Genomic DNA, 21159 nt, shown 5'->3' with positions numbered 1-21159 from the left:
CCCATGGCGAAGAACCTGGTCCCCAGCGACACCAAGCTGGCCATCACCCAGACCAAGTCCACCATTGGTGGCAAGCAGAACCAGCGCGATACCCTGCGTTCGCTCGGTCTCAAGCGCATCGGCCACACCGTGGTCCGTGACGCCGACGCCGTGACCGTGGGCATGATCAACACGGTTCGGCACCTCGTTCAGGTTGAGGAGGCGAAGTAATCATGGCTAAGAACGAATCGGCTCTCAAGGTCCACCACCTGCGTCCCGCCGAGGGTTCCAAGACCGCGAAGACCCGTGTGGGTCGCGGTGAGGCATCCAAGGGCAAGACTGCAGGCCGCGGTACCAAGGGCACCAAGGCTCGTTACCAGGTCAAGGCCGGCTTCGCGGGCGGGCAGCTGCCGCTGCACATGCGCCTGCCGAAGCTCCGCGGGTTCAAGAACCCGTTCCGCGTCGAGTTCCAGGTCGTGAACCTCGACAAGCTGAACGAGCTCTTCCCCGAGGGCGGCGAGGTCACGGTCGAGTCCCTGGTCGAGAAGGGCGCGGTCCGCAAGAACCAGCCCGTCAAGGTCCTGGGCACCGGCGACATCACCGTCAAGGTGGACGTGAAGGCCAACGCCTTCTCGAAGTCCGCCGCAGAGAAGATCGCCGCCGCAGGCGGCTCCGTGACCGAGCTCTAAGCTCGCCCCACGGCTGGGGAGCCCCCGGCCGGCGCAGCAACTCTGCGCCGGCCGGGGGCTCTCCTCTTTAACCGACGTTTCACTTTCGGTCAGGTCTTATGTGAGCGCCGCGTCACGATTGCCGGTAGACTTCAACGGGCATTCCGCCCTAGTAGGCCCCCACAGTTCTCAGGAGGACGCTTGTTCAGCGCCATTGCCCGGATCTTCCGGACGCCTGACTTGCGACGCAAGTTGTTGTTCACGCTTGGGATCATCGCGATCTACCGCCTCGGTGTCTTCATCCCGACCCCCGGCGTGGACTACGGAAACGTCCAGCGCTGTCTCGCCCTGGGCAACACCACGGGCGGCGTCTACGAGTTCGTCAACCTCTTCAGCGGTGGCGCACTCCTGCAGGTCTCGATCTTCGCGATGGGCATCATGCCGTACATCACGGCGTCCATCATCGTGCAGCTGCTCCGCGTGGTGATCCCGCGCTTCGAGGAGCTCCACAAGGAGGGGTCGGCGGGGCAGTCGAAGCTCACCCAGTACACGCGCTACCTGACGATCGCGCTCGGCCTGCTGCAGGCGACGACTCTGGTCTCGCTCGCCCGCAGCGGCCTGCTCTTCTCCGGCTGCCAGTTCCCGGTGGTCCCGAACGACCACCTGCTGGTCGTCCTCCTGATGATCCTCACGCTGACGGCGGGCACCGTCGTCATCATGTGGATGGGCGAGATGATCACCGAGCGCGGCATCGGCAACGGCATGTCCATGCTGATCTTCGTCTCCATCGCGGCCGGCTTCCCGTCCTCGATGGGCGCCATCGCCAGCGCGCAGGGCTGGGGCGTCTTCACCATGGTGATCGCGATCGGCCTGCTGGTCATCGCGGGCATCGTGTTCGTGGAGCAGTCCCAGCGCCGGGTCCCGGTGCAGTACGCCAAGCGCATGGTCGGCCGGCGCACCGTGGGCGGATCGTCCACGTACATCCCGATCAAGGTCAACATGGCGGGCGTGATCCCCGTGATCTTCGCGTCGTCGATCCTGGCACTGCCGGGCATGCTCGTGCAGTTCAACGTGGACGCGGACGGCACGCAGCCCGGCTGGGCCACGTGGCTGAGCACCTACATGAGCAGCTCCAGCCCGCTCTACATGGCCGTGTACGTCCTCCTGGTCATCGGCTTCACCTACTTCTACGTCTCCATCACCTTCAACCCCACCGAGGTCGCGGAGAACATGAAGAAGTACGGCGGCTTCATCCCCGGCATCCGTGCCGGCCGCCCGACGGCGGAGTACCTGCAGTACGTCCTCAGCCGCATCACCTTCCCGGGCTCCCTGTACCTGGCTGTGATCGCGCTGACCCCGTTGATCGCCTTCGTGCTGATCAACGCCGACCAGAACTTCCCATTCGGCGGCATCTCGGTCCTCATCATGGTCGGTGTGGGTCTTGAGACCGTCAAGCAAATCAATGCTCAGATGCAGCAGCGACACTACGAAGGACTCCTGCGATGACACGTCTCCTCATTGTCGGCCCCCCAGGCTCGGGCAAGGGCACCCAGGCCGTTCGGATCTCCGAGCGCCTCGGCGTCGTCGCCATCTCCACCGGCGACATCTTCCGCGCCAACGTGAAGGGCGGGACTCCGCTGGGTCTCGAGGCCAAGAAGTACATCGACGCCGGCGACTTCGTCCCGGACTCCGTCACCAACAACATGGTCCGCGACCGGCTCCAGCAGGACGACGTCAAGGACGGCTTCCTCCTGGACGGCTACCCCCGCACCTCCCCGCAGGTCGACGAGCTGGACAGCATCCTCTCCGAGAACGGCCAGGAGCTCGACGCCGTCCTGCAGCTCACCGCCGACGACGACGAGCTGGTCGAGCGCCTGCTCAAGCGTGCGGCCGTCGAGGGCCGCGCCGACGACACCGAGGACGTCATCCGCCACCGGCTGGCGCTGTACCACGAGCAGACCGAGGTCGTCGTGAAGCGCTACCGCGAGCGCGGCATCGTCCGCGAGGTGGACGGCATCGGCGAGATCGACGACGTCACCGCCCGCGTGCTCGACGCCCTCGGACAGCCCGCCGCCTGACCGGCACCCTCCCGACGGACACCGACGGCAGCCCTCGCCCCACCGCGAGGGCTGCCGTCTTTGCCGTCCCCGCCTGCTCCACCGAGAGGAACCCCATGAGCTTCATCCGCTCGTCCAAGATCGAGTACAAATCCAACCCCCAGATCCTCAAGATGCGCGAGGCCGGCCTGATCCTGGCCGAGGCGCTGGACGCGACCGTCGCGGCGGCGGCGGTCGGCAAGACGACGGCGGAGCTGGACCAGGTGTTCGAGTCCGTCATCACCAGGCACAACGCCACCAGCAACTTCAAGGGCTACCACGGCTTCCCGGCGACCATCTGCGCCTCGGTCAACGAGGAGGTCGTCCACGGCATCCCGGGGGAGCGGGTGCTCCAGGACGGTGACGTGCTGAAGATCGACGGCGGCTGCATCGTCGATGGCTGGCACGCCGACTCGGCCCGCACCGTCATCGTCGGCACCCCCGACCCGGAGGACCAGCGGCTCTCCGACATCACGGAGGAGGCCATGTGGCGCGGCATCGCGGCGCTGGCCGAGGCCCGCTTCGTCGGTGAGATCGGCGAGGCGATCGACGACTTCGTCTCGGAGCAGGACGGCTCCCGGCTCGGGATCCTCGAGGACTACGTCGGACACGGCATCGGCTCCGAGATGCACATGCCGCCGGACGTGCTGAACTACCGCTCCGGGCACCGCGGACCGCGCGTCAAGCCGGGCATGTGCCTGGCGATCGAGCCCATGCTGGTGCGCGGAGGCATCGAGACCGCCGTCCTCGAGGACGACTGGACCATCGTCACCACCGACCGCGGCCGCGCCTCCCAGTGGGAGCACACCGTCGCCGTCACCCCGGCGGGCATCTGGGTGCTCACCGCGCACGACGGCGGGGCGGAGCGCCTCGCGAAGTACGGCGTCACACCGTCGCCGATCATTCCGTAGCCCCGCGGCAGCCGGTCGCGCCGGTTGGTCGCGCCGGTTGGTTGCGACCGACGGGTCGGGACCGGTTTGGGACCGACGTCGGGTCGCGGCAGGGGAGCGGATCAGCCCGCCGCGCTGGTTCCGGTGATCCGGGAGCGGAGCGTCGGCACACCGGGGCCGTCGAGCTCCTCGAGGTAGGCCGCCCGGCCCGCCATGGCCATGACCAGCGCGAGCGTCGGACCGGTGACGGCCGGGCCCGAGCCGGCCGCGAAGGGCCCGTCCTCTGCCCGGAGCTCCAGGCCGGCCGCGGCCTTGCGGCTGGAGACGGTGAAGTCGTTCGCGGTGAAGAACTCGGCCACCGGGGTGAGCGCCTCGACGCCGGGGGAGTGGTCGAGGCCCAGCGGCGTGCGGATGTCCTGCGCGTGGACGAGCACCTCGCCGAGGTAGGCGGGCGTGTGCCCGGACGGCGCCGTCGTGCTCCCGATGACCGCCCGGAAGCGTTCCAGGGTCTCGCCCGGTGTGGCCCCGCGCTGCTCCTCCAGGCGGCGCTGGTTGTGCACGTCGGGCCGGAAGCGGGCGGCGACCATGCTGCGGATCCACGCCCACTGGCCGATGCTCGCCGCGGCCGTCAGATGCGCGACGACGTCCTCGACGTCCCACTGGCCGCACAGCGTCGGGTGGCGCCACTGCTCCTCGGACAGCCCGGCCAGGTCATCCGCCAGGGCGGCCCGCTCGGTGCGTGCGAACTCCCAGAGTTCCTCGTTCTGCTGCCTCATGCTGCTGTCTCCCAGCGGTCGGTGGCGGCGGGGGCGGCGTCGGTCGTCGCGCGGACCCCGGAACGCCCGTGTTCGAGCTCTCGTCGCCTCGATTTCAGATTCGTGCGGTGACGGAGTAACCTTGACTGTTGGTTGTCTCTAGAGCCATGCCCAAAACGGTGCATCCCCGATGCGCCGGGCCTGGGGAGCGGGGCGACCAGTAAACATCAGCGCCGGAAGCCCAGGCAACCGGCACAAACGTTAGCGGAGGATATGGCCAAGAAAGAAGGTGTCATCGAGGTAGAGGGCACTGTGTCCGAGGCGCTGCCGAACGCGATGTTCCGCGTCGAGCTGCCCAACGGTCACACCGTGCTTGCCACTATCTCGGGCAAGATGCGTCAGCACTACATCCGAATCCTCCCCGAGGATCGCGTGGTGGTGGAGCTCAGCCCGTACGACCTGAACCGCGGCCGCATCGTCTACCGCTACAAGTAAGGCCTGCGCCGCGCGCATCGCCGGTCGCGAATGGCTCTCGAGTCAGGACTGTCCGGAGCTGGGCGCAACGCTTGCTGCTCCACTCAAACACATCGCAAAAGGAAGAAACCTTGAAGGTCAACCCTAGCGTGAAGCCGATCTGCGAAAAGTGCAAAGTGATCCGCCGTAGCGGCGTGGTCATGGTGATCTGCGACAACCCACGCCACAAGCAGCGCCAGGGCTAATTCCCTGCTCGGGAACCCCTGCGCGTAGTTAGTAATCCCGGCAGTACAGCGTCCACTACGCGGGACGCACACCCCCGGCACGGAGGCCGGGGACCGGTGGAACACCGGACGTACTGCTACAGACCTCCGCATCATCAGAAAGAAGACAAACCGTTATGGCTCGTCTCGCTGGCGTAGACATCCCGCGCGAGAAGCGCGTGATCATCGCGCTTACCTACATCTACGGCGTGGGCAAGACCCGTGCAGAACTGACGATCGCAGAAACGGGCATCGACCCGAACACGCGCGTCAAAGACCTCTCCGATGAGCAGCTGCTCCAGCTGCGCGACTACATCGAAGGCAACTTCAAGGTTGAAGGCGACCTCCGCCGCGAAGTGGCAGCCGACATCCGCCGGAAGGTCGAGATCGGCTCCTACGAGGGCATCCGCCACCGCAAGGGCCTGCCGGTCCGCGGTCAGCGCACCAAGACCAATGCGCGCACCCGCAAGGGCCCGAAGCGCACCGTCGCCGGTAAGAAGAAGGCCCGCTAAATCTAGCGGAGCCCACTAAGCCAAGAATTTCGTAGGAGTACATCTCAATGCCCCCAAAGACTCGTGGAGCGGCGCGTAAGCCGCGTCGCAAGGACAAGAAGAACATCGCCCTGGGCCAGGCCCACATCAAGTCCACCTTCAACAACACCATCGTGTCCATCACGGACCCGACCGGTGCTGTCATCTCGTGGGCTTCCGCCGGTGAGGTCGGATTCAAGGGCTCCCGCAAGTCGACCCCGTATGCCGCTCAGATGGCTGCCGAGTCCGCTGCGAAGCGCGCTCAGGAGCACGGCATGAAGAAGGTCGACGTCTTCGTGAAGGGCCCGGGTTCGGGCCGCGAAACCGCAATCCGCTCGCTGCAGGCCGCTGGCCTCGAGGTCGGGTCCATCCAGGACGTGTCCCCGAGCGCGCACAACGGCTGCCGTCCGCCGAAGCGTCGCCGCGTCTAAGTTGCCGCCATCGCGTCAGGTGACCGCCGCCGTCGTGCTCTGAGAGGAGACGACGGCGGCGGTGGTCGCCGACGGGAGCGTCAACTCACTTCAAAGACGGACGCCAACATCGGCCAACGTCGTTTCCACCCACATGTGTTGCGTCATATAGCGGACGCTCGCTGAAAGGAAATGTAGTGCTTATTGCACAGCGCCCCACCCTCACCGAAGAAGTCGTCTCGGAGAACCGCTCCCGGTTCGCCATCGAGCCGCTGGAGCCGGGCTTCGGCTACACCCTGGGCAACTCGCTCCGCCGCACGCTCCTGTCGTCGATCCCCGGTGCCGCTGTCACCAGTGTTCGCATCGACGGCGTGCTGCACGAGTTCACCACCGTCCAGGGTGTGAAGGAAGACGTCACCGAGCTCATCCTCAACATCAAGAACCTCGCGGTGTCCTCCGAGCACGACGAGCCGGTCGTGGCTTACCTGCGCAAGCAGGGCCCGGGCGTCGTCACGGCGGCCGACATCACGCCGCCCGCCGGCGTCGAGTTCCACAACCCGGACCTGCACATCGCGACGCTGAACGCCGATGGCAAGTTCGATCTGGAGCTCACGATCGAGCGCGGCCGCGGCTACGTGTCCGCAGCCCAGAACAAGAGCGCAGATGCAGAGATCGGCCGCATCCCGGTCGACTCGATCTACTCCCCGGTTCTGAAGGTCACCTTCCGCGTCGAGGCGACTCGCGTGGAGCAGCGCACCGACTTCGACAAGCTGATCGTGGACGTCGAGACCAAGTCGGCCATCGCCCCGCGCGATGCCGTCGCGTCCGCCGGCGGCACGCTGGTCGGCCTGTTCGGCCTCTTCCACGAGCTGAACCGCGAGTCGGAGACCGTCGAGGTCGGCCCGTCCCCGACGGACGCCGCACTCGCCGCCGACATGGCTCTGCCGATCGAGGACCTGGACCTCACGGTCCGCTCGTACAACTGCCTCAAGCGCGAGGGCATCCACACCGTGGGTGAGCTCGTCGCACGCTCCGAGGCGGACCTGATGGACATCCGGAACTTCGGTGCCAAGTCCATCGACGAGGTCAAGGCCAAGCTGATCGACCTGGGTCTGAACCTGAAGGATTCCCCTCCAGGCTACGATCTGGCCGCGCACGCTGCCTCGCTCGAGGACGAGCCCGAGCACGCTGAAGAAGAGTTCTAACCTTCGCGGTTGACTCACCCACTTTGATGTTTACAGTTCGATCTCCCCGCCGCGAGGATGCGGAGCTCGGACTCCATTTGAGGAGAAATACCAATGCCTACCCCCGCTAAGGGCCCGCGTCTCGGCGGCGGTGCCGCCCACGAGCGCCTGATGCTCGCCAACCTGGCTGCCCAGCTGTTCGAGCACAAGCAGATCACCACCACGCTGCACCGCGCCAAGCGCCTGCGCCCGTACGCCGAGCGCCTGGTGACCTTCGCCAAGCGTGGCGACCTGGCCTCGCGCCGTCGCGTCCAGGGTGCCATCGCCTCGCGCAGCCGCACCAACAAGTCGATCGTTCACGAGCTGTTCGAGAACATCGCACCGGTCATGGCCAACCGCGATGGCGGCTACACCCGCATCACCAAGATCGGCAACCGCAAGGGCGACAACGCCCCCATGGCCGTCATCTCCCTGGTGATGGAGCCGCTGTCCCCGAAGCAGTCGGTCGTGGCCGAGGCCGAGAAGGCCGCCGCGAAGTCCGCTCCGGTGGAGGAGCCGCAGGTCGAGGAGACCGAGGTCGCGCAGACCGAGGCTCCGGAGGCCACCGAGGCCCCGGTCGAGGAGACCGAGACCGCCGAGGCCACCGAGGAGAAGGCCGAGGAGACCAAGTAAGGTCCCTCGCCGCTCCCGGCAGCTGCTGAAGGAGGCCCGCACCCCCTGGGTGCGGGCCTTCTCTGCGTTCCAGGAGCCTGCCGGTGCCGCCCCGACGACGGCGGAGGTCGACTGGGCCGGTCGCGACGTGCCCTCCCAGCACGTGCCTGTCCGCGAGATGCCGACCCAGCACCTGACCGTCCGTGAGATGCCGGTCGAGCACCGGCCGGCGGTGCCCTGCGGTGCTCATGCGGCATCTCGCGAAGCCCGGAGTGCTGCCCGGGCATTTCGCGTGTCAGGCGACACGAGCCCGGCGTCGGAGGCACGTGATGACGGCGCCGAAGGATCGACGTCGCACTCCTGCAGGGGAGTAGGCGTCTGAAGATGTAGGAGTGCAACGTCGAGTCCGACGACGTGGTGCTTCGCGACGCCGATGCCGAGATCCTGCGGGAATGCGACCTCGATGGGCGCGTCCTCGACGGCGGCGACCTCGATGGCGGCGACTTAGACGGGCGCGGCCGCGGTGCGCCGGTCGCGGGGCGGGGTCCGGTGGCGGGGGCGGGGTCCGGCGGCGTCAGCGGGCTGCGAACTACATCCGGGATTCGCCGCGGCGCCGGGCGCGCAACCGCAGGATTCGCACGCCGAGGACGATGGCAGCGATCGCCACCAGCGCACTCAGACCCTGCAGACCGGGGGAGTCGTCCGCCTCGCCATAGACGAAGCCCGTGGCGCCCAGGCCGAGGCCGACGGCCATGATGAGGGTGGCGAGGAGATAACGCATGAAGAGGTCCTTCACTGGGCAGAGCGGGCAGTAGGGCGGATACGGTGGCTCGATCGTGGCGCGGTCCAGCGGGACAGGCCGACGGCACCCCTCCGCGTCAATCGATCATCATGCGGAACCTATCGAAAGTCAATACACCCAGTGAGGGCGGCCGGAGTCCTAGACGCAGCGGCCGGGGCAGCGGTCCGGGGCGCCCGCACCGTCGTTCCGCACTAGACTGGTCGGCATGCCCGATACCGACCCGCTCGCCGAGGCCGGCCTCACCATCGCGGGCGACGGCGCCGCGCAGGCCCCGGCACTGACCCGCATCCGCCTCCGCCTCGCCTATGACGGCGCGGACTTCTCCGGGTGGGCCCGCCAGCCGCACCTGCCCACCGTGCAGGGGAGCCTCGAGGACGCCCTGGCCGTGCTGATCCGTCGTCCGGTCCGCGTCACGGTCGCAGGCCGCACGGACGCTGGCGTCCACGCCCGCGGCCAGGTGGTTCACTTCGATCTCGCCGAGGCAGAGGTCGCGGCGCTCGCCCGCGGTTACGACATCGATCCGATGCACTCGCTGCTCCGCCGCCTGCGCGGGGTCCTCGGCCGGGACGGGCACCAGATCCTGGTCCACGAGGCCGCGCTGGCCGCCCCGGGCTTCGACGCGCGGTTCTCCGCCCTGGCCCGCCGTTACTCGTACCGCATCGCCGACGGCCCGGAGCGCTGGGACCCGTTGACCCGCCGCATCACGCTCTGGCACCGCGACCTGCTGGACGTGGACGCCATGAACCGGGAGGCCGCCAGCGTCCTGGGCCGCTACGACTTCCTGACCTTCTGCAAGCCGCGCGAGGGCGCCACCACCATCCGCACGCTGCACGAGTTCGCTTTCACGCGGGGGAGCGGCGGCGTGATCACCGCCCGCCTGGTGGCGGACGCGTTCTGCCACAACATGGTGCGCGCCCTGATCGGCGCCACCCTCAAGGTGGGTGACGGGCGCGAGGCCCCCGGCTGGCTCGCGGCCCGCCTGGCCGAGCAGACCCGCGACTCGAAGACGGTCCTGGCCGCCCCGCACCCGCTGGTGCTGGAGGAGGTTCTGTACCCGGAGGATGCGGAGCTGGCCGCGCGCGCCGAGCAGACCCGCGCCCGGCGGGCGGCGGACGACGTCGTGCCCGGCCCCTCCACCGGCGCGTCGCCCTAGTAGGCCCCGGCCCGGGGACGCGGGTACGACGGCGGTCCGCCAGGGTGCGCACCTCGGGATTCCCGCGGCGGCACGGGGCGGCACGGAGGGCGGCGTTTGGTCGATACCACTTTGTCGCGTAAAGTTAAAGGCTGCTAGTGCGTGTCCTCTGCCTGACATCCCGCACTTCACGTGACGGCCCAGTTGCAGGGCCCTGGTCTGTGATGTGTGCAGGCGCAATAGGGAAGCCGGTTGGAATCAGTCCTCACCTGATGAACTGGTAGAGCGCTACTCGTAACACAGCGCGCGCAACGCCGATGGATCTCACAGCCGTCGCGGTGGGCGCGCTTGACCAGTAACTAAGGAAACGAAGGCAATTACCGTGCGTACGTACACCCCGAAGCCCGGCGACGCAGATCGCCAGTGGCACGTAATCGACGCCACTGATGTTGTTCTGGGCCGCCTCGCCAGCCAGACTGCAACGCTGCTGCGCGGCAAGCACAAGCCGACCTTTGCTCCCCACCAGGACATGGGCGACTTCGTGATCATCATCAACGCCGAGAAGGTCGCCCTCACCGGCGCCAAGCTCGAGCAGAAGCGTGCCTACCGCCACTCCGGCTACCCGGGTGGCCTGAAGTCCATGAACTACGCGGAGCTCCTCGAGAAGAACCCGGTCCGCGCCGTGGAGAAGGCCATCAAGGGCATGCTCCCCAAGAACAAGCTGGCCGATGCCCAGCTGTCCAAGCTGAAGGTCTACGCAGGCGCCGAGCACCCGCACGCCGCCCAGCAGCCCAAGGCATTCGACATCACCCAGATTTCGCAGTAACTGGGCCCCGAAACAAGAGAACTAGTTTTCAAGGAGAATCGTGGCTCAGAACACTGAAGAGCTGAACGACTTCGAGGGCGAGACTCCCTCGAGCTACACCACCGAGTCGACTCAGGCCGAGGAGACCGTCGCCACGGAGCGCCCGGCGCTCACCATCGGCGGCGGCGCCGTGGGCCGTCGCAAGCAGGCCATCGCCCGCGTGCGCCTGGTCCCGGGCTCCGGCCAGTGGACGGTCAACGGCCGCACGCTGGAGGAGTACTTCCCGAACAAGCTGCACCAGCAGGACGTCAACGAGCCGTTCAAGGCCCTGGGCCTCGAGGGCGCCTACGACGTCATCGCGCGCATCCACGGCGGCGGCCCCTCCGGCCAGGCCGGCGCGCTGCGCCTGGGCGTGGCCCGCACGCTGAACGAGATCGACCGCGAGAACAACCGCGCCACCCTGAAGAAGGCCGGTTACCTCACGCGTGACGCTCGCGTCATCGAGCGCAAGAAGGCCGGCCTCAAGAAGGCCCGCAAGGCTTCGCAGTTCTCCAAGCGCTAAGCCGCATCACCGCTTCTGGTACCGGAAGGCCCCGCAATCTCGATTGCGGGGCCTTCCGCGTTCCGGGCGGGCTGCGCACCCATTCGCAGATCCGGACCGATGCGGTGCGCACGATTATCTCTATCCGGTCGTATGATAGGCAACGATGAGCAGACTATTCGGCACGGACGGCGTCCGTGGAAAAGCCAACGGATTGATCACCCCGCAGCTGGCCCTCTCCCTGGCGCAGGCCGCGGCAGTGGTCCTCGGGTTCAATCAGGCCGAGGCCGGCAGGCGGCCCGTGGCCGTGGTGGCCAAGGACCCGCGGATCAGCGGTGACTTCATCTCGGCCGCCATCGAGGCCGGCCTCGCCGCCGCGGGGGTGGACGTGTACGACGCCGGGACGCTCCCGACGCCGGCCGCCGCCTACCTGGTCGCGGACCTGGACGCGGACTTCGGCGTGATGATCTCCGCGTCCCACAACCCGGCGCCGGACAATGGCATCAAGTTCCTCGCCCGCGGCGGCCAGAAGCTGGACGACGCCCTCGAGGACGCGATCGAGGCGCAACTCGAGCTGGACCCGCCGCGGCCGCTCGGCGGCGAGGTGGGACGCATCCGCCGCTTCGCGGACGCCGAGGACCGCTACGTCATGCATCTGCTGGGCACGCTGCCCAACCGCCTGGACGGCCTGAAGGTGGTCCTGGACTGCGCCCACGGTGCGGCGAGCGGCTGCTCCCCGCAGGTTTTCACGGACGCCGGCGCGGAGATCGTGGTCATCGGCGCGGAGCCGGACGGCGTCAACATCAACGATGGCTACGGCTCCACCCATCTGGAACACCTGCAGGCCGCGGTGCTCGAGCACGGGGCGGACCTCGGGATCGCGCACGACGGCGACGCGGACCGCTGCCTGGCCGTCGACCACGAGGGGACCGTGGTCAACGGCGACCAGATCATGGCGATCATGGCCATGGCCCTCAAGGAGGCCGGCCGGCTCAAGGACGACACACTGGTCGCCACGGTCATGAGCAACCTGGGCCTGAAGCTCGCCATGGCGGAAGCCGGCATCAGCATGCGCGAGACCGGCGTGGGGGACCGCTACGTCCTCGAGGCCATGCGCGCCGAGGGCTACAACCTCGGTGGCGAGCAGTCCGGACACGTGATCTTCTCCGACTACGCCACCACGGGTGACGGCGTCCTGACCGGTCTGCAGATCGCGGCGCGCGTCAAGGCGACCGGGAAGACCCTCAAGGAGCTCGCGGCCGCCATGACGGTGCTGCCGCAGGTCCTCATCAACGTGAAGGATGTGGACAAGGACGCCGCCAAGGCGAACCCGGCCGTGGCCGACGCCGTCAGCGCGGTTGAGGCCGAGCTGGGCTCCACCGGCCGCGTCCTGCTGCGCCCCTCCGGAACCGAGCCGGTGGTCCGCGTGATGGTCGAGGCCACGGAGCAGGAGGTCGCCGAGGCCATGGCGCGCCAGCTGGCCGCCGTGGTGCAGACCGAGCTCAACCTCGCGCGGGCCTGACCACCAGCATTTCTGTAGTCCTGAGAGCGGGACGGCTACCCATCCCCGGGTAACCGTCCCGCTTTCGTTATCCCTCCATCGTTCCGTCAGTCTTCGTCCGGCGCCGCGTTCTCCTCGCTTCTACGGCCCAGGCGTGCGCGGTCCTTGATCCCGCCCGAGAGCCGCCCGGTCACGGACCTGGCCCGATCGAGGCTCTCGCTGCCGAGACGCAAGACCGATTCGGCACCCTCGGCCCCGGTCTCCAGCACCTTGTCGCGTGCTTCTCCCGCGGCCTCGCGCCAGCGTTTGGCTTCCAGAGATTCCAAGCCGCGGTCGATTCCGAGGACGCCGTGGAAGTCGACGACGGCGGTCGAGACGTGGTTGGTAGAGCGCACAATGCCCTGTGCGGACGCGGGATGCAGCAGCACCTTGGTATTGGCCGTATTCGCGGCCTTCCGCAGGCGGGCCAGGAGATGCTCGGTGCTTCGCGAGATGAGTTCGAGTCGGTTCTTCCGAGCCGCCTGCAAACCCACGCGATGCTCCTCTAGCTCCTCCGGGGATGCATCAAGCACGCGGTCCAGCTCCAGAACGGCGATCGCGTCCTGCAACTGGAAGCACCGGGCGAGGACGGCGAGCCATTCCTGAACCGTGGCCTCCGCCTCGCCCGCGACCTTGGCGATCTCGCCCATCTTCGACTTCTGCTCCAGTTTGGAGGCCAGCGCATCCACCTGACGCAGCGCGTATCCCTGCGTCCTGGCGATCGTCATCGATGTCGCCTGCACCTTGGACCAGGTTGTCTCCGAGACGCGGCCGGTCTCGGTCCGGACCGCCATCGCATCCTCGATGACGAAATCGACGCCGATCATGTCCGCTAGCACCGCGTCCTTCTGCGCGCGGAGCACGTCCTCGACCTTCTCGTCGATCTCTGCGAGATAGTCGGTGATCTCGTCCATGGTCTGCTGCATGGCCAGCTGCGCCATGATTCCCGCAGCGCCGGCCAGCATCGCCGGATTCGTCGCCAGCGTCGCGGGGCCCGTCTTGACGAACTCGAGGATGCCTTTAGTTTTGCCCTTGTCCATGACAATGGCTCGACTGACCCCGTCCGTAGATCCCTTCATAGCGTCGAACTTGCGCAAGGCTCTCGATGACTCTTCGGTCAGCTTCACCCAGCGGCCCGACTGGGCAGCAGCCTCGGCACCGGCCTGAAGTGTTCCAGATGCCGTCGCGAGGACATTGCCTAACCGAGCCAGTCCCATGTCCCGCGACCTGAGACCCTCCGCTGCGAGGAACCGCTCAACCGCCGCGGCGTTTCCGATGACGGCTATGCCGTCACCGTCACTGATCAGTTGCACCTCGTCGTCCATTATCGTCTCCTGAAGTTGGCCAGTGGATCCTGCTTCGGTCTCCCTGGATTTGGCGATCGGCCGGGGCCTTTCAGTGCGGCCGGAACTTCAGCCACTCCCGGAAGCTCCTCGTCGCGCTCCTCACGAAGAGTCTCAGGCGGCGGAGACGGGCGGCCCACAGCGTGGTCCGGTCCGCCTCGAGGAGCCGCAGATCCAGGCTGGCCAGCATCTCTCGGGACGGTACCAGCGCGCGCCACAGGTAGGCGGGGCGCTGACGCCATGGCAGGCGCCGCAGATAGAGCATGCGGTGTACGCCCGGGGCGGTGATCCCCGCGCGGCTCCGCCACTGTCCACTGGGCTCCGGCAGCGCCGTGGGATCGACGTCCGGGAACGCCCGGGCGATGTACGGCCTGAGGGCTCCCAGGGATCCCGTCCGCGCGGCGAGGCGTTCCAGCTCCGCCCAGGCCGGTTTCGGTGCTTGCTCGAGGAGGAAGGTGAGCTCACGCTGGTTGGTGCCCTTGTGCAGCTCCCGGAGCGCGTGGAGGGCCTGCACCAGCGTGCTCCCGGCCAGGTCCAGGGCCTCGACCGGCACACCGCCGAGCTGCACCTCCCGCCGGTGCTCCCACAGGGCCTCGAACGCGGCGGTGGGCTGGTCGTCCATGCCGGGGTACGCGAAGTGGATGTCGATGTCGCTCGGCCAGCTCGGATGATAGAGCGTCGCCGAATGGATGGGGTGGTCGCCCGCGTGCGTGACGGGGCGCTCAAGCCAGCCGCGCCGGTGAAGCGCGCGGGCGAGGAGGCTGGCGTCCGGTGCCTTCAAGAGGACGTCCACGTCCCCGGGGACTTTGGGCGGGCGGACCCCGAGGTCGGCGGCCGGGGTCCCCTTGAGCAGAATGGCTGGGATTCCGAGCCGACGGCATTCGAAGAAGGTCAGTGCGGCGGCGAGCGGGACGGCGTCGTCCAACCGAAGATCCACGCGTCCCCCTCGAGATGCCGGCGGGCTCGCGCCCCCTCTGCATCATTGCCCAACACAATCCATTAGATAGTACGGGAAAGGAAAAGGCGGTACCGACGGAACGTCGGTACCGCCTGACGGGCGGGAAGAAATCAGCGGGTCTGCAGGCTGTCGCGGATCTCGGTGAGCAGGGCGATCTGCGGATCCACCGCTTCCTCCTCGTCGGAGATGCCGAGACGGCGGTTGCGGCGCTCGATCATCCTGTTCATCGGAAGGACCACGATGAAGTAGATCGCCGCGGCGATGAGCAGGAAGTTCACCAGCGCGGTGAGGAAGACGCCGAACTTCACCTGGCCGAAGACCAGGAACTCGTCGAAATTCGGGGAGCCGACCAGCATGGAGATCAACGGCATGATGACGCTGTCGACGAGGGCGGTGATGACGGCACCGAAGGCGGCACCCATGACGACGGCAACGGCGAGATCGACGACGTTGCCCTTCATAATGAACTCTTTGAATCCGTGGATCATGCCGTCAGATTACTGGTAGCGCGCGGACTAATCTGATTGCGGCGCAGTTAAATTTTCCTCAACAGCATTCGCCGGATGGAGTGGTCGGGGCTTTTCGTCAGGACGAGCTGTGCACGGCCTCGTGTGGGAAGGACGTTCTCGCGGAGATTCGGCTCGTTGATGCTGCGCCAGATCCTCAGCGCCGTGGAACGGGCGTCGTCGTCGGAGAGCGTGGCGTACCGATGGAAGTAGGAGGCCGGGTCGGCGAAGGCGCCGCTGCGCAGGCGCATGAACCGCTGGACATACCACTCCTCGATGTCCTGCGAGCGGGCGTCGACGTAGACGGAGAAGTCGAAGAAGTCGCTCAGTGCGAGCCCGGTGGTGCCGTCCGAGCGCACGCGGGCCGGGGCGAGCACGTTCAACCCCTCGAGGATGAGAACATCGGGGCGGCGGACCACCACTTCCTCGTCCCGCAGGATGTTGTAGGTCAGGTGCGAGTACATCGGTGCCCGCACCTCGTCCGCACCGGACTTCACCTCGGCGACGAAGCGCAGGAGACGCCGTCGGTCGTAGGACTCGGGGAAGCCCTTCCGGTGCATGATGCCGCGGCGCTCCAGCTCCTCATTGGGGTAGAGGAATCCGTCGGTGGTGACCAACTGCACGTTCGGCGTGTCCGGCCAGCGACGCAGCAGCTCCTGCAGCACGCGGGCCGTGGTGGACTTACCCACCGCCACGGAGCCGGCGACCCCGATGACGAAAGGCGTCCGCTGCGTCTCCTCGCCGAGGAACAGGGTGGTGGCACTGTGCAGTTCGCCGGCGGCCTGGACGTAGAGGTACAGGAGACGGGAGAGGGGGAGATACACGTCGCTGACTTCGGCGAGGTCGAGTTGATCGCCGAGTCCTCGCAGGCGATCGATATCCGATTCGTCCAGCGGCTGCTCGATGGAATTGGCGAGACGGGACCACGTATCGCGCTCCAGTTCCACGAAGGGGGAGACGCCGTTGTCGGTCAGCCGGGGGGAAGTCACCAGCCCATTCTGCCAAAGTCCGACGGGCCAGCGGTCCGCCGCCCTCGCGAGGCCGCGCCGTCCCCGCCACGTGGGGTGATTCCACGCGCGTGATTCGAAGACGGTACCCTTGGGGGCATGTGTGGAATCGTAGGCTATGTTGGCCATTCTTCTAAGACGACGGGCGACCACGGCGCCCTCGATGTGGTCCTCGAGGGCCTGCGCCGCTTGGAGTACCGCGGCTACGACTCTGCCGGCGTCGCGGTCCTGACCGATCAGGGCATCGAGGCTCGCAAGAAGTCGGGCAAGCTCGCCAACCTCATCGGCGTGATCGAGGAGGAGCCGCTGAGCGCCTCCCTCACCGGCATCGGGCACACCCGCTGGGCGACGCACGGCGGCCCCACGGACCAGAACGCGCATCCGCACCTGGCCGATGACGGCGCTCTCGCCGTCATCCACAACGGCATCATCGAGAACTTCGCCGAGATCAAGCAGGAACTGCTGGCCAAGGGCCACACCTTCCTCTCCGAGACCGACACCGAGGTCGCCGCGGTGCTGCTCGGCGACATCTACCGCGCCGAGGGCGGGCAGGACCTGACGAAGTCCCTGCAGATCGCCTCCCGCAAGCTCGAGGGCGCCTTCACCCTGCTGGCTGTGCACCGCGATCACCCGGGCGTCGTCGTGGCCTCCCGCCGCAACTCGCCGCTCGTCGTCGGCCTCGGCGAGAACGAGAACTTCCTCGGCTCCGACGTCTCCGGCTTCATCGACTTCACGCGTCGCGCCGTCGAGCTGGGCCAGGACCAGATCGTCACCATCACGCCGGACGCCCACGAGATCACGGACTTCTTCGGCAACCCCGCCGAGGGCAAGGAGTTCACGGTCGACTGGGACGCCGCCGCCGCCGAGAAGGGCGGATACGACTCCTTCATGGCCAAGGAGATCCACGACCAGCCGGCCGCCGTCGCCGACACGCTGCTCGGCCGCGCCGACGCCGAAGGCCGCCTGACGCTCGACGAGCTGCGCATCGATCCGCAGGAGCTCAAGGGGATCTCGAAGATCATCGTGCTCGCCTGCGGCACGTCCGCGTACGCCGGGTCCGTGGCGAAGTACGCCATCGAGTCCTGGTGCCGCATCCCGGTCGAGGTCGAGCTCTCCCACGAGTTCCGCTACCGCGAGCCGATCGTGGACGAGAAGACCCTGATCGTCTCGATCTCGCAGTCGGGCGAGACCATGGACACGCTCATGGCCGTCCGCTACGCCAAGGAGCAGGGGGCCAAGACGCTCTCCATCTGCAACACCAACGGGTCCACCATCCCGCGCGAGTCGGACGCTGTCCTGTACACGCACGCCGGCCCGGAGATCGCCGTCGCGTCGACCAAGGCGTTCCTGGCGCAGATCACCGCGACCTACATCCTCGGCCTCTACCTGGCGCACCTGCGCGGGAACCTCTTCACGGGCCAGATCAAGGACATCCTCGCGGACCTCGGCAAGATCCCGGCCAAGATCCAGGACATCCTGGACCGCGAGGACGAGATCAAGGATCTGGCCGTCTCGATGGCCGAGAACCAGTCCGTGCTGTTCCTGGGCCGCCACGTCGGCTACCCGGTCGCCATGGAGGGCGCGCTCAAGCTCAAGGAGATCGCCTACATCCACGCCGAGGGCTTCGCCGCCGGCGAGCTGAAGCACGGCCCGATCGCCCTCATCGACGACGGCCAGCCCGTCTTCGTGGTGGTCCCGTCCCCGCGCGGCCGCGACTCCCTGCACTCGAAGGTCGTCTCCAACATCCAAGAGGTCCGCGCCCGCGGCGCCAAGACCCTGGTGATCGCCGAGCAGGGCGACGAGGCGGTCAAGCAGTACGCGGAGTTCGTCTTCTACGTCCCGGAGACGCCGACCCTGCTGATGCCGCTGCTGGCCACCGTGCCGCTGCAGATCTTCGCCTGCGAGCTCGCCACCGCGAAGGGCTTCGACGTCGACCAGCCGCGCAACCTCGCGAAGTCCGTGACCGTCGAGTAGGTCCGGACCGAGCCGGGCACGTCCGGTCTCGACAAGGGCAGTCCCCGCGGGGGCTGCCCTTGCTGTTTAAGGGCCGCTGACCTTCCGAGGGCGTCCTCAACCGGCACCGGCGCGCTCGGCGAGCCCGCGGACATAGGACGCCTGCCCGACGTGCTGCGTCGCGTCGTTCAGCACGCTCGCCAACCGGACCGCCACGGTCACGGGCGGGTCCCAGCGTTCGTCGCAGACGACCGCGAAGTCGGTCCGGCGGAGCCGTCCCAGCAGTGCCTCCGTGCGGTCCTGGACCGCCGCGTGATAGCCGCCCAGCAGGCTCGGCGCGACGGGCGGGAAGGCGGCGACGTCGTCGGGTGAGTGCCCGAGCCCGAAGTCGTCCCGGTCGTACGGCAGGCCGAGGCGGTCGGCCCACTCGGCGCGCCAGGCCTGGTCCGACGGGGCCGTCCACTGGTCGCCCCGCGGGGGAGGCGCGCCGTCGAGCACGGCCGTGATGCCAGCGACGTGGTCGTCGGTGACGCGGCTGAGATGCCAGATGAGCCAGGCGATGTGATTCCCGCCTCCGGGCGGCTGCCAGAGCAGGTGCGCCGGCGGAGTGCTCCCGAGGACCTCGTCGACCGTCTCCCGGACCCGGGCGAACCCGTCCGCGAGGACACAGCTCGCAAGTTCTCGTTCCATGGCGCGACCGTACGTCCGCGGTGCCGGGCTGTCGAGGGGCCGCCGATAGAATTGCGGACATGATTGTGGGCGTGGGCGTGGACGTAGTGGAAGTCTCCCGATTCAAGGAGCAGCTGGAGCGCACCCCCGCACTCCTCGAGCGGCTCTTCGTCCCGGCCGAGCGGGAGCTGCCGATCCGCTCGCTCGCAGCCCGCTTCGCCGCCAAGGAGGCCGTCGCCAAGGCCCTCGGCGCGCCCGTCGGCATGAACTGGCAGCACTGCCAAGTGGTGAAGGACGACGCCGGCGATCCGCACATCTTCGTCGACGGGACGGTGGCGCAGGCCGCTGCCGCCAAGGGCGTTGAGTACTGGCACCTCTCGATGAGCCACGACGGCGATCTCGCCACGGCGATGGTGGTGGCCGAGAAACTGTCCTGACGGGCTCCTCGGTTCTGCGGCCGGCGCGTGGTTAGGTGGGGCCATGATCGACGTCTACACGGGTACCGAGGTCCGTGCCGCCGAGCGGCCCCTCCTCGACGCCGGGCAGGGACCGGCGCTGATGAAGCGGGCGGCCCACGGGCTGGCGCAGCACATTGCCGGCGTCCTGCGCGGGCGGCGGGGGAGGGTCTACGGTTCCCGCGTCGTCGCGTTCGTGGGCACGGGGAACAACGGCGGGGACGGACTCCACGCGCTGGCCATGCTGCGGCGTCGCGGCGTCGCCGTGACCGCCATCCAGACGGCGGACCGGTGCCACGCGGAGGGCCTCGCGGCGTTCCAGGCGGCCGGCGGGCGGCTTGTCCCCTGGGAGGGGAGTCTCGCTTCGCCCCCGGCGCGTTCTGCCCTCGCGACCGCCGACGTCGTCGTCGACGCCGTCCTCGGCACCGGCGCCCAGGTCCCCGAGCCCGGGGACGGCGGCGCTGACGCGCCGAGGCCCGCCCCTCTGTCCGACGTCGAGCTTCCGCCCCGGGCATACGTGGTCGCCTGCGATCTCCCGTCGGGCGTCGACGCCGACACCGGCGCCGCACTCCCCGGGACGCTGCGCGCCGACTCCACCGTCACCTTCGGCGCGTTGAAGACCGGGCTCGTGGTCGGCCGAGGAGCCACGCTGTCGGGTCGGGTCGAGGTGGTCGACATCGGTCTGGGGGAGCACCTCGGCACGGCCGCGGTCCGGCTGTTCGAACCCGACGACGCCGTGGACACCGCGCCGGCGCGGGACGCCCATAAATACTCCCGTGGTGTGCTGGGGCTGATCGCCGGGTCCGACGAGTATCCGGGCGCGGCCGTCCTGGCGGCGACCAGTGCCGTCAACGCCGGTCTGGGGATGCTGTACACGGTCACAACCGGCAGGGCCCGGGACGCGGTGACCGCGGCCGTCCCCGAGTCCGTCGTGCTGGAGGGCTCGGCCCTGGAAGAGGACCAGGGCCCGGCAGGCAGGGTCTCCGCATGGGCGGTCGGTCCGGGGATCGGGGACGCCGCTCAGCAGTCGGAGGCCGTGGCGGCAGTGCTCGCCTCGGCCTCCGAGCGCGGCACTCCGTGCGTCGTCGACGCGAGCACGCTCAAGTCTCTGAAGCCCGGGCAGACCCGTAGCGATGCTCCATTCGCCGTTCTCACCCCGCACGCGGGCGAGCTGCGCGGTCTCCTCATCAACGCGGGGGTCGACGTTTCCGGCGACGCCGTCGCCCACGACCCCGTGAAGTGGGCTCTGCGTGCGGCGCGGGACTACGGCGCAGTCGTGCTGCTGAAGGGAGCGACCACGGTTTGCGCCACCCCGACGGGGGAGATCCTCATGGTCACCGGTGCGCCGCCGACCTTGGCGACGGCGGGCAGCGGCGACGTGCTGACGGGGCTCCTGGGTCAGATGCTGGCGACGGTGCGGCCGACCGCGGTGTCTCAGCTCCTGGTCTGCGCGGCGAGCGCGGCGTCGAGGCATGCGGCAATCGCACGGAGCCTCGGGACACACGGGTTCGGCGCGAGCCGTCTCGCGGCGAGTATCGAGTGAGGGGC

The 21159-nt window shown here is 68.2% G+C and carries 25 protein-coding genes; 18 read left to right on the top strand and 7 right to left on the bottom strand.

Translation table 11 applies throughout. The features are described from left to right. Positions 1-3: 3 nt before the first annotated feature. The 5 genes from rpmD to map all read left to right on the top strand — a co-directional run bounded on the left by rpmD (position 4) and on the right by map (position 3654). Positions 4-210 (top strand): 50S ribosomal protein L30, encoded by a 207-nt coding sequence (gene rpmD / locus RIN46_RS09615; protein WP_309081112.1) that lies wholly within the window; start codon positions 4-6, stop codon positions 208-210. 2 nt (positions 211-212) lie between these two features. After that, a complete protein-coding gene (rplO, locus tag RIN46_RS09610; protein ID WP_309081111.1) occupies positions 213-668 on the top strand; it encodes a 50S ribosomal protein L15 in 456 nt (151 codons plus the stop codon). A gap of 180 nt (positions 669-848) precedes the next feature. Continuing rightward, entirely contained in the window at positions 849-2153 is a 1305-nt protein-coding gene (gene secY, locus RIN46_RS09605; RefSeq protein WP_309081110.1) for a preprotein translocase subunit SecY, read from the top strand. Beyond that, complete coding sequence (locus RIN46_RS09600; RefSeq protein ID WP_309081109.1) at positions 2150-2725, top strand: adenylate kinase; 576 nt, start codon at positions 2150-2152, stop codon at positions 2723-2725. The genes secY and RIN46_RS09600 overlap by 4 nt, the downstream gene beginning before the upstream one ends. Positions 2726-2820: 95 nt before the next feature. Next, the gene (gene map, locus RIN46_RS09595; RefSeq protein ID WP_309081108.1) at positions 2821-3654 is read left to right on the top strand and encodes a type I methionyl aminopeptidase; all 834 of its coding nucleotides are present in this window, start codon (positions 2821-2823) and stop codon (positions 3652-3654) included. A 101-nt stretch (positions 3655-3755) separates the two neighbouring features. On the opposite strand, the gene RIN46_RS09590 is transcribed toward map, so the two are convergent. Further along, a complete protein-coding gene (locus RIN46_RS09590; RefSeq protein ID WP_309081107.1) occupies positions 3756-4409 on the bottom strand; it encodes a maleylpyruvate isomerase family mycothiol-dependent enzyme in 654 nt (217 codons plus the stop codon). A gap of 252 nt (positions 4410-4661) precedes the next feature. Here RIN46_RS09590 and infA point away from each other — a divergent pair, with 252 nt between their 5' ends. From infA to rplQ, 6 genes are all read left to right on the top strand, one after another. Then, positions 4662-4883: a translation initiation factor IF-1 gene (gene infA / locus RIN46_RS09585; protein WP_309081106.1), complete on the top strand. Its 222-nt coding sequence runs from the start codon at positions 4662-4664 to the stop codon at positions 4881-4883. 110 nt (positions 4884-4993) lie between these two features. Further along, positions 4994-5107 (top strand): 50S ribosomal protein L36, encoded by a 114-nt coding sequence (gene rpmJ, locus RIN46_RS09580; protein ID WP_309081105.1) that lies wholly within the window; start codon positions 4994-4996, stop codon positions 5105-5107. A 155-nt stretch (positions 5108-5262) separates the two neighbouring features. Then, complete coding sequence (rpsM, locus tag RIN46_RS09575; protein ID WP_309081104.1) at positions 5263-5637, top strand: 30S ribosomal protein S13; 375 nt, start codon at positions 5263-5265, stop codon at positions 5635-5637. A gap of 47 nt (positions 5638-5684) precedes the next feature. Next, complete coding sequence (gene rpsK / locus RIN46_RS09570; RefSeq protein ID WP_309081103.1) at positions 5685-6086, top strand: 30S ribosomal protein S11; 402 nt, start codon at positions 5685-5687, stop codon at positions 6084-6086. A gap of 176 nt (positions 6087-6262) precedes the next feature. Next, the gene (locus RIN46_RS09565; RefSeq protein ID WP_309081102.1) at positions 6263-7270 is read left to right on the top strand and encodes a DNA-directed RNA polymerase subunit alpha; all 1008 of its coding nucleotides are present in this window, start codon (positions 6263-6265) and stop codon (positions 7268-7270) included. Positions 7271-7363: 93 nt separating this feature from the next. Further along, on the top strand, positions 7364-7921 hold the full coding sequence (gene rplQ / locus RIN46_RS09560) for a 50S ribosomal protein L17 (RefSeq protein WP_309081101.1): 558 nt from the start codon (positions 7364-7366) through the stop codon (positions 7919-7921). 568 nt (positions 7922-8489) lie between these two features. Here rplQ and RIN46_RS09555 read toward each other — a convergent pair. After that, positions 8490-8681, bottom strand: coding sequence for a hypothetical protein (locus RIN46_RS09555; RefSeq protein ID WP_309081100.1), 192 nt, complete (start codon positions 8679-8681; stop codon positions 8490-8492). Between the two features lie 226 nt (positions 8682-8907). On the opposite strand from RIN46_RS09555, the gene truA reads away from it, so the two are divergent. From truA to glmM, 4 genes are all read left to right on the top strand, one after another. Further along, entirely contained in the window at positions 8908-9855 is a 948-nt protein-coding gene (gene truA, locus RIN46_RS09550) for a tRNA pseudouridine(38-40) synthase TruA (protein ID WP_309081099.1), read from the top strand. Positions 9856-10216: 361 nt separating this feature from the next. Continuing rightward, complete coding sequence (gene rplM, locus RIN46_RS09545; protein WP_309081098.1) at positions 10217-10660, top strand: 50S ribosomal protein L13; 444 nt, start codon at positions 10217-10219, stop codon at positions 10658-10660. A gap of 40 nt (positions 10661-10700) precedes the next feature. Further along, a complete protein-coding gene (gene rpsI / locus RIN46_RS09540; protein ID WP_309081097.1) occupies positions 10701-11201 on the top strand; it encodes a 30S ribosomal protein S9 in 501 nt (166 codons plus the stop codon). A gap of 145 nt (positions 11202-11346) precedes the next feature. Further along, a complete protein-coding gene (gene glmM, locus RIN46_RS09535; RefSeq protein WP_309081096.1) occupies positions 11347-12702 on the top strand; it encodes a phosphoglucosamine mutase in 1356 nt (451 codons plus the stop codon). Positions 12703-12788: 86 nt separating this feature from the next. On the opposite strand, the gene RIN46_RS09530 is transcribed toward glmM, so the two are convergent. From RIN46_RS09530 to coaA, 4 genes are all read right to left on the bottom strand, one after another. Then, positions 12789-14045, bottom strand: a complete 1257-nt coding sequence (locus RIN46_RS09530) for a hypothetical protein (RefSeq protein ID WP_309081095.1) — start codon at positions 14043-14045, stop codon at positions 12789-12791. Between the two features lie 70 nt (positions 14046-14115). Further along, entirely contained in the window at positions 14116-15000 is an 885-nt protein-coding gene (locus tag RIN46_RS09525) for a nucleotidyltransferase family protein (protein ID WP_309081094.1), read from the bottom strand. Between the two features lie 131 nt (positions 15001-15131). Continuing rightward, positions 15132-15509: a large conductance mechanosensitive channel protein MscL gene (mscL, locus tag RIN46_RS09520; protein WP_309081093.1), complete on the bottom strand. Its 378-nt coding sequence runs from the start codon at positions 15507-15509 to the stop codon at positions 15132-15134. A 47-nt stretch (positions 15510-15556) separates the two neighbouring features. Beyond that, positions 15557-16519: a type I pantothenate kinase gene (gene coaA, locus RIN46_RS09515; RefSeq protein WP_375141871.1), complete on the bottom strand. Its 963-nt coding sequence runs from the start codon at positions 16517-16519 to the stop codon at positions 15557-15559. A gap of 114 nt (positions 16520-16633) precedes the next feature. On the opposite strand from coaA, the gene glmS reads away from it, so the two are divergent. Further along, the gene (gene glmS / locus RIN46_RS09510; RefSeq protein WP_309081091.1) at positions 16634-18508 is read left to right on the top strand and encodes a glutamine--fructose-6-phosphate transaminase (isomerizing); all 1875 of its coding nucleotides are present in this window, start codon (positions 16634-16636) and stop codon (positions 18506-18508) included. A gap of 96 nt (positions 18509-18604) precedes the next feature. Here glmS and RIN46_RS09505 read toward each other — a convergent pair whose 3' ends face one another. Continuing rightward, a complete protein-coding gene (locus RIN46_RS09505; RefSeq protein WP_309081090.1) occupies positions 18605-19177 on the bottom strand; it encodes a DinB family protein in 573 nt (190 codons plus the stop codon). A 59-nt stretch (positions 19178-19236) separates the two neighbouring features. Here RIN46_RS09505 and RIN46_RS09500 point away from each other — a divergent pair, with 59 nt between their 5' ends. Both RIN46_RS09500 and RIN46_RS09495 read left to right on the top strand, forming a co-directional pair. Continuing rightward, a complete protein-coding gene (locus RIN46_RS09500) occupies positions 19237-19593 on the top strand; it encodes a holo-ACP synthase (protein WP_309081089.1) in 357 nt (118 codons plus the stop codon). Positions 19594-19636: 43 nt separating this feature from the next. After that, the gene (locus RIN46_RS09495) at positions 19637-21154 is read left to right on the top strand and encodes an NAD(P)H-hydrate dehydratase (protein WP_309081088.1); all 1518 of its coding nucleotides are present in this window, start codon (positions 19637-19639) and stop codon (positions 21152-21154) included. Positions 21155-21159 lie beyond the last annotated feature (5 nt).

The organism is Zhihengliuella sp., from assembly GCF_031178195.1.
Lineage (GTDB): Bacteria > Actinomycetota > Actinomycetes > Actinomycetales > Micrococcaceae > Zhihengliuella.
This window is presented reverse-complemented; position numbering and strand designations above follow the sequence as displayed.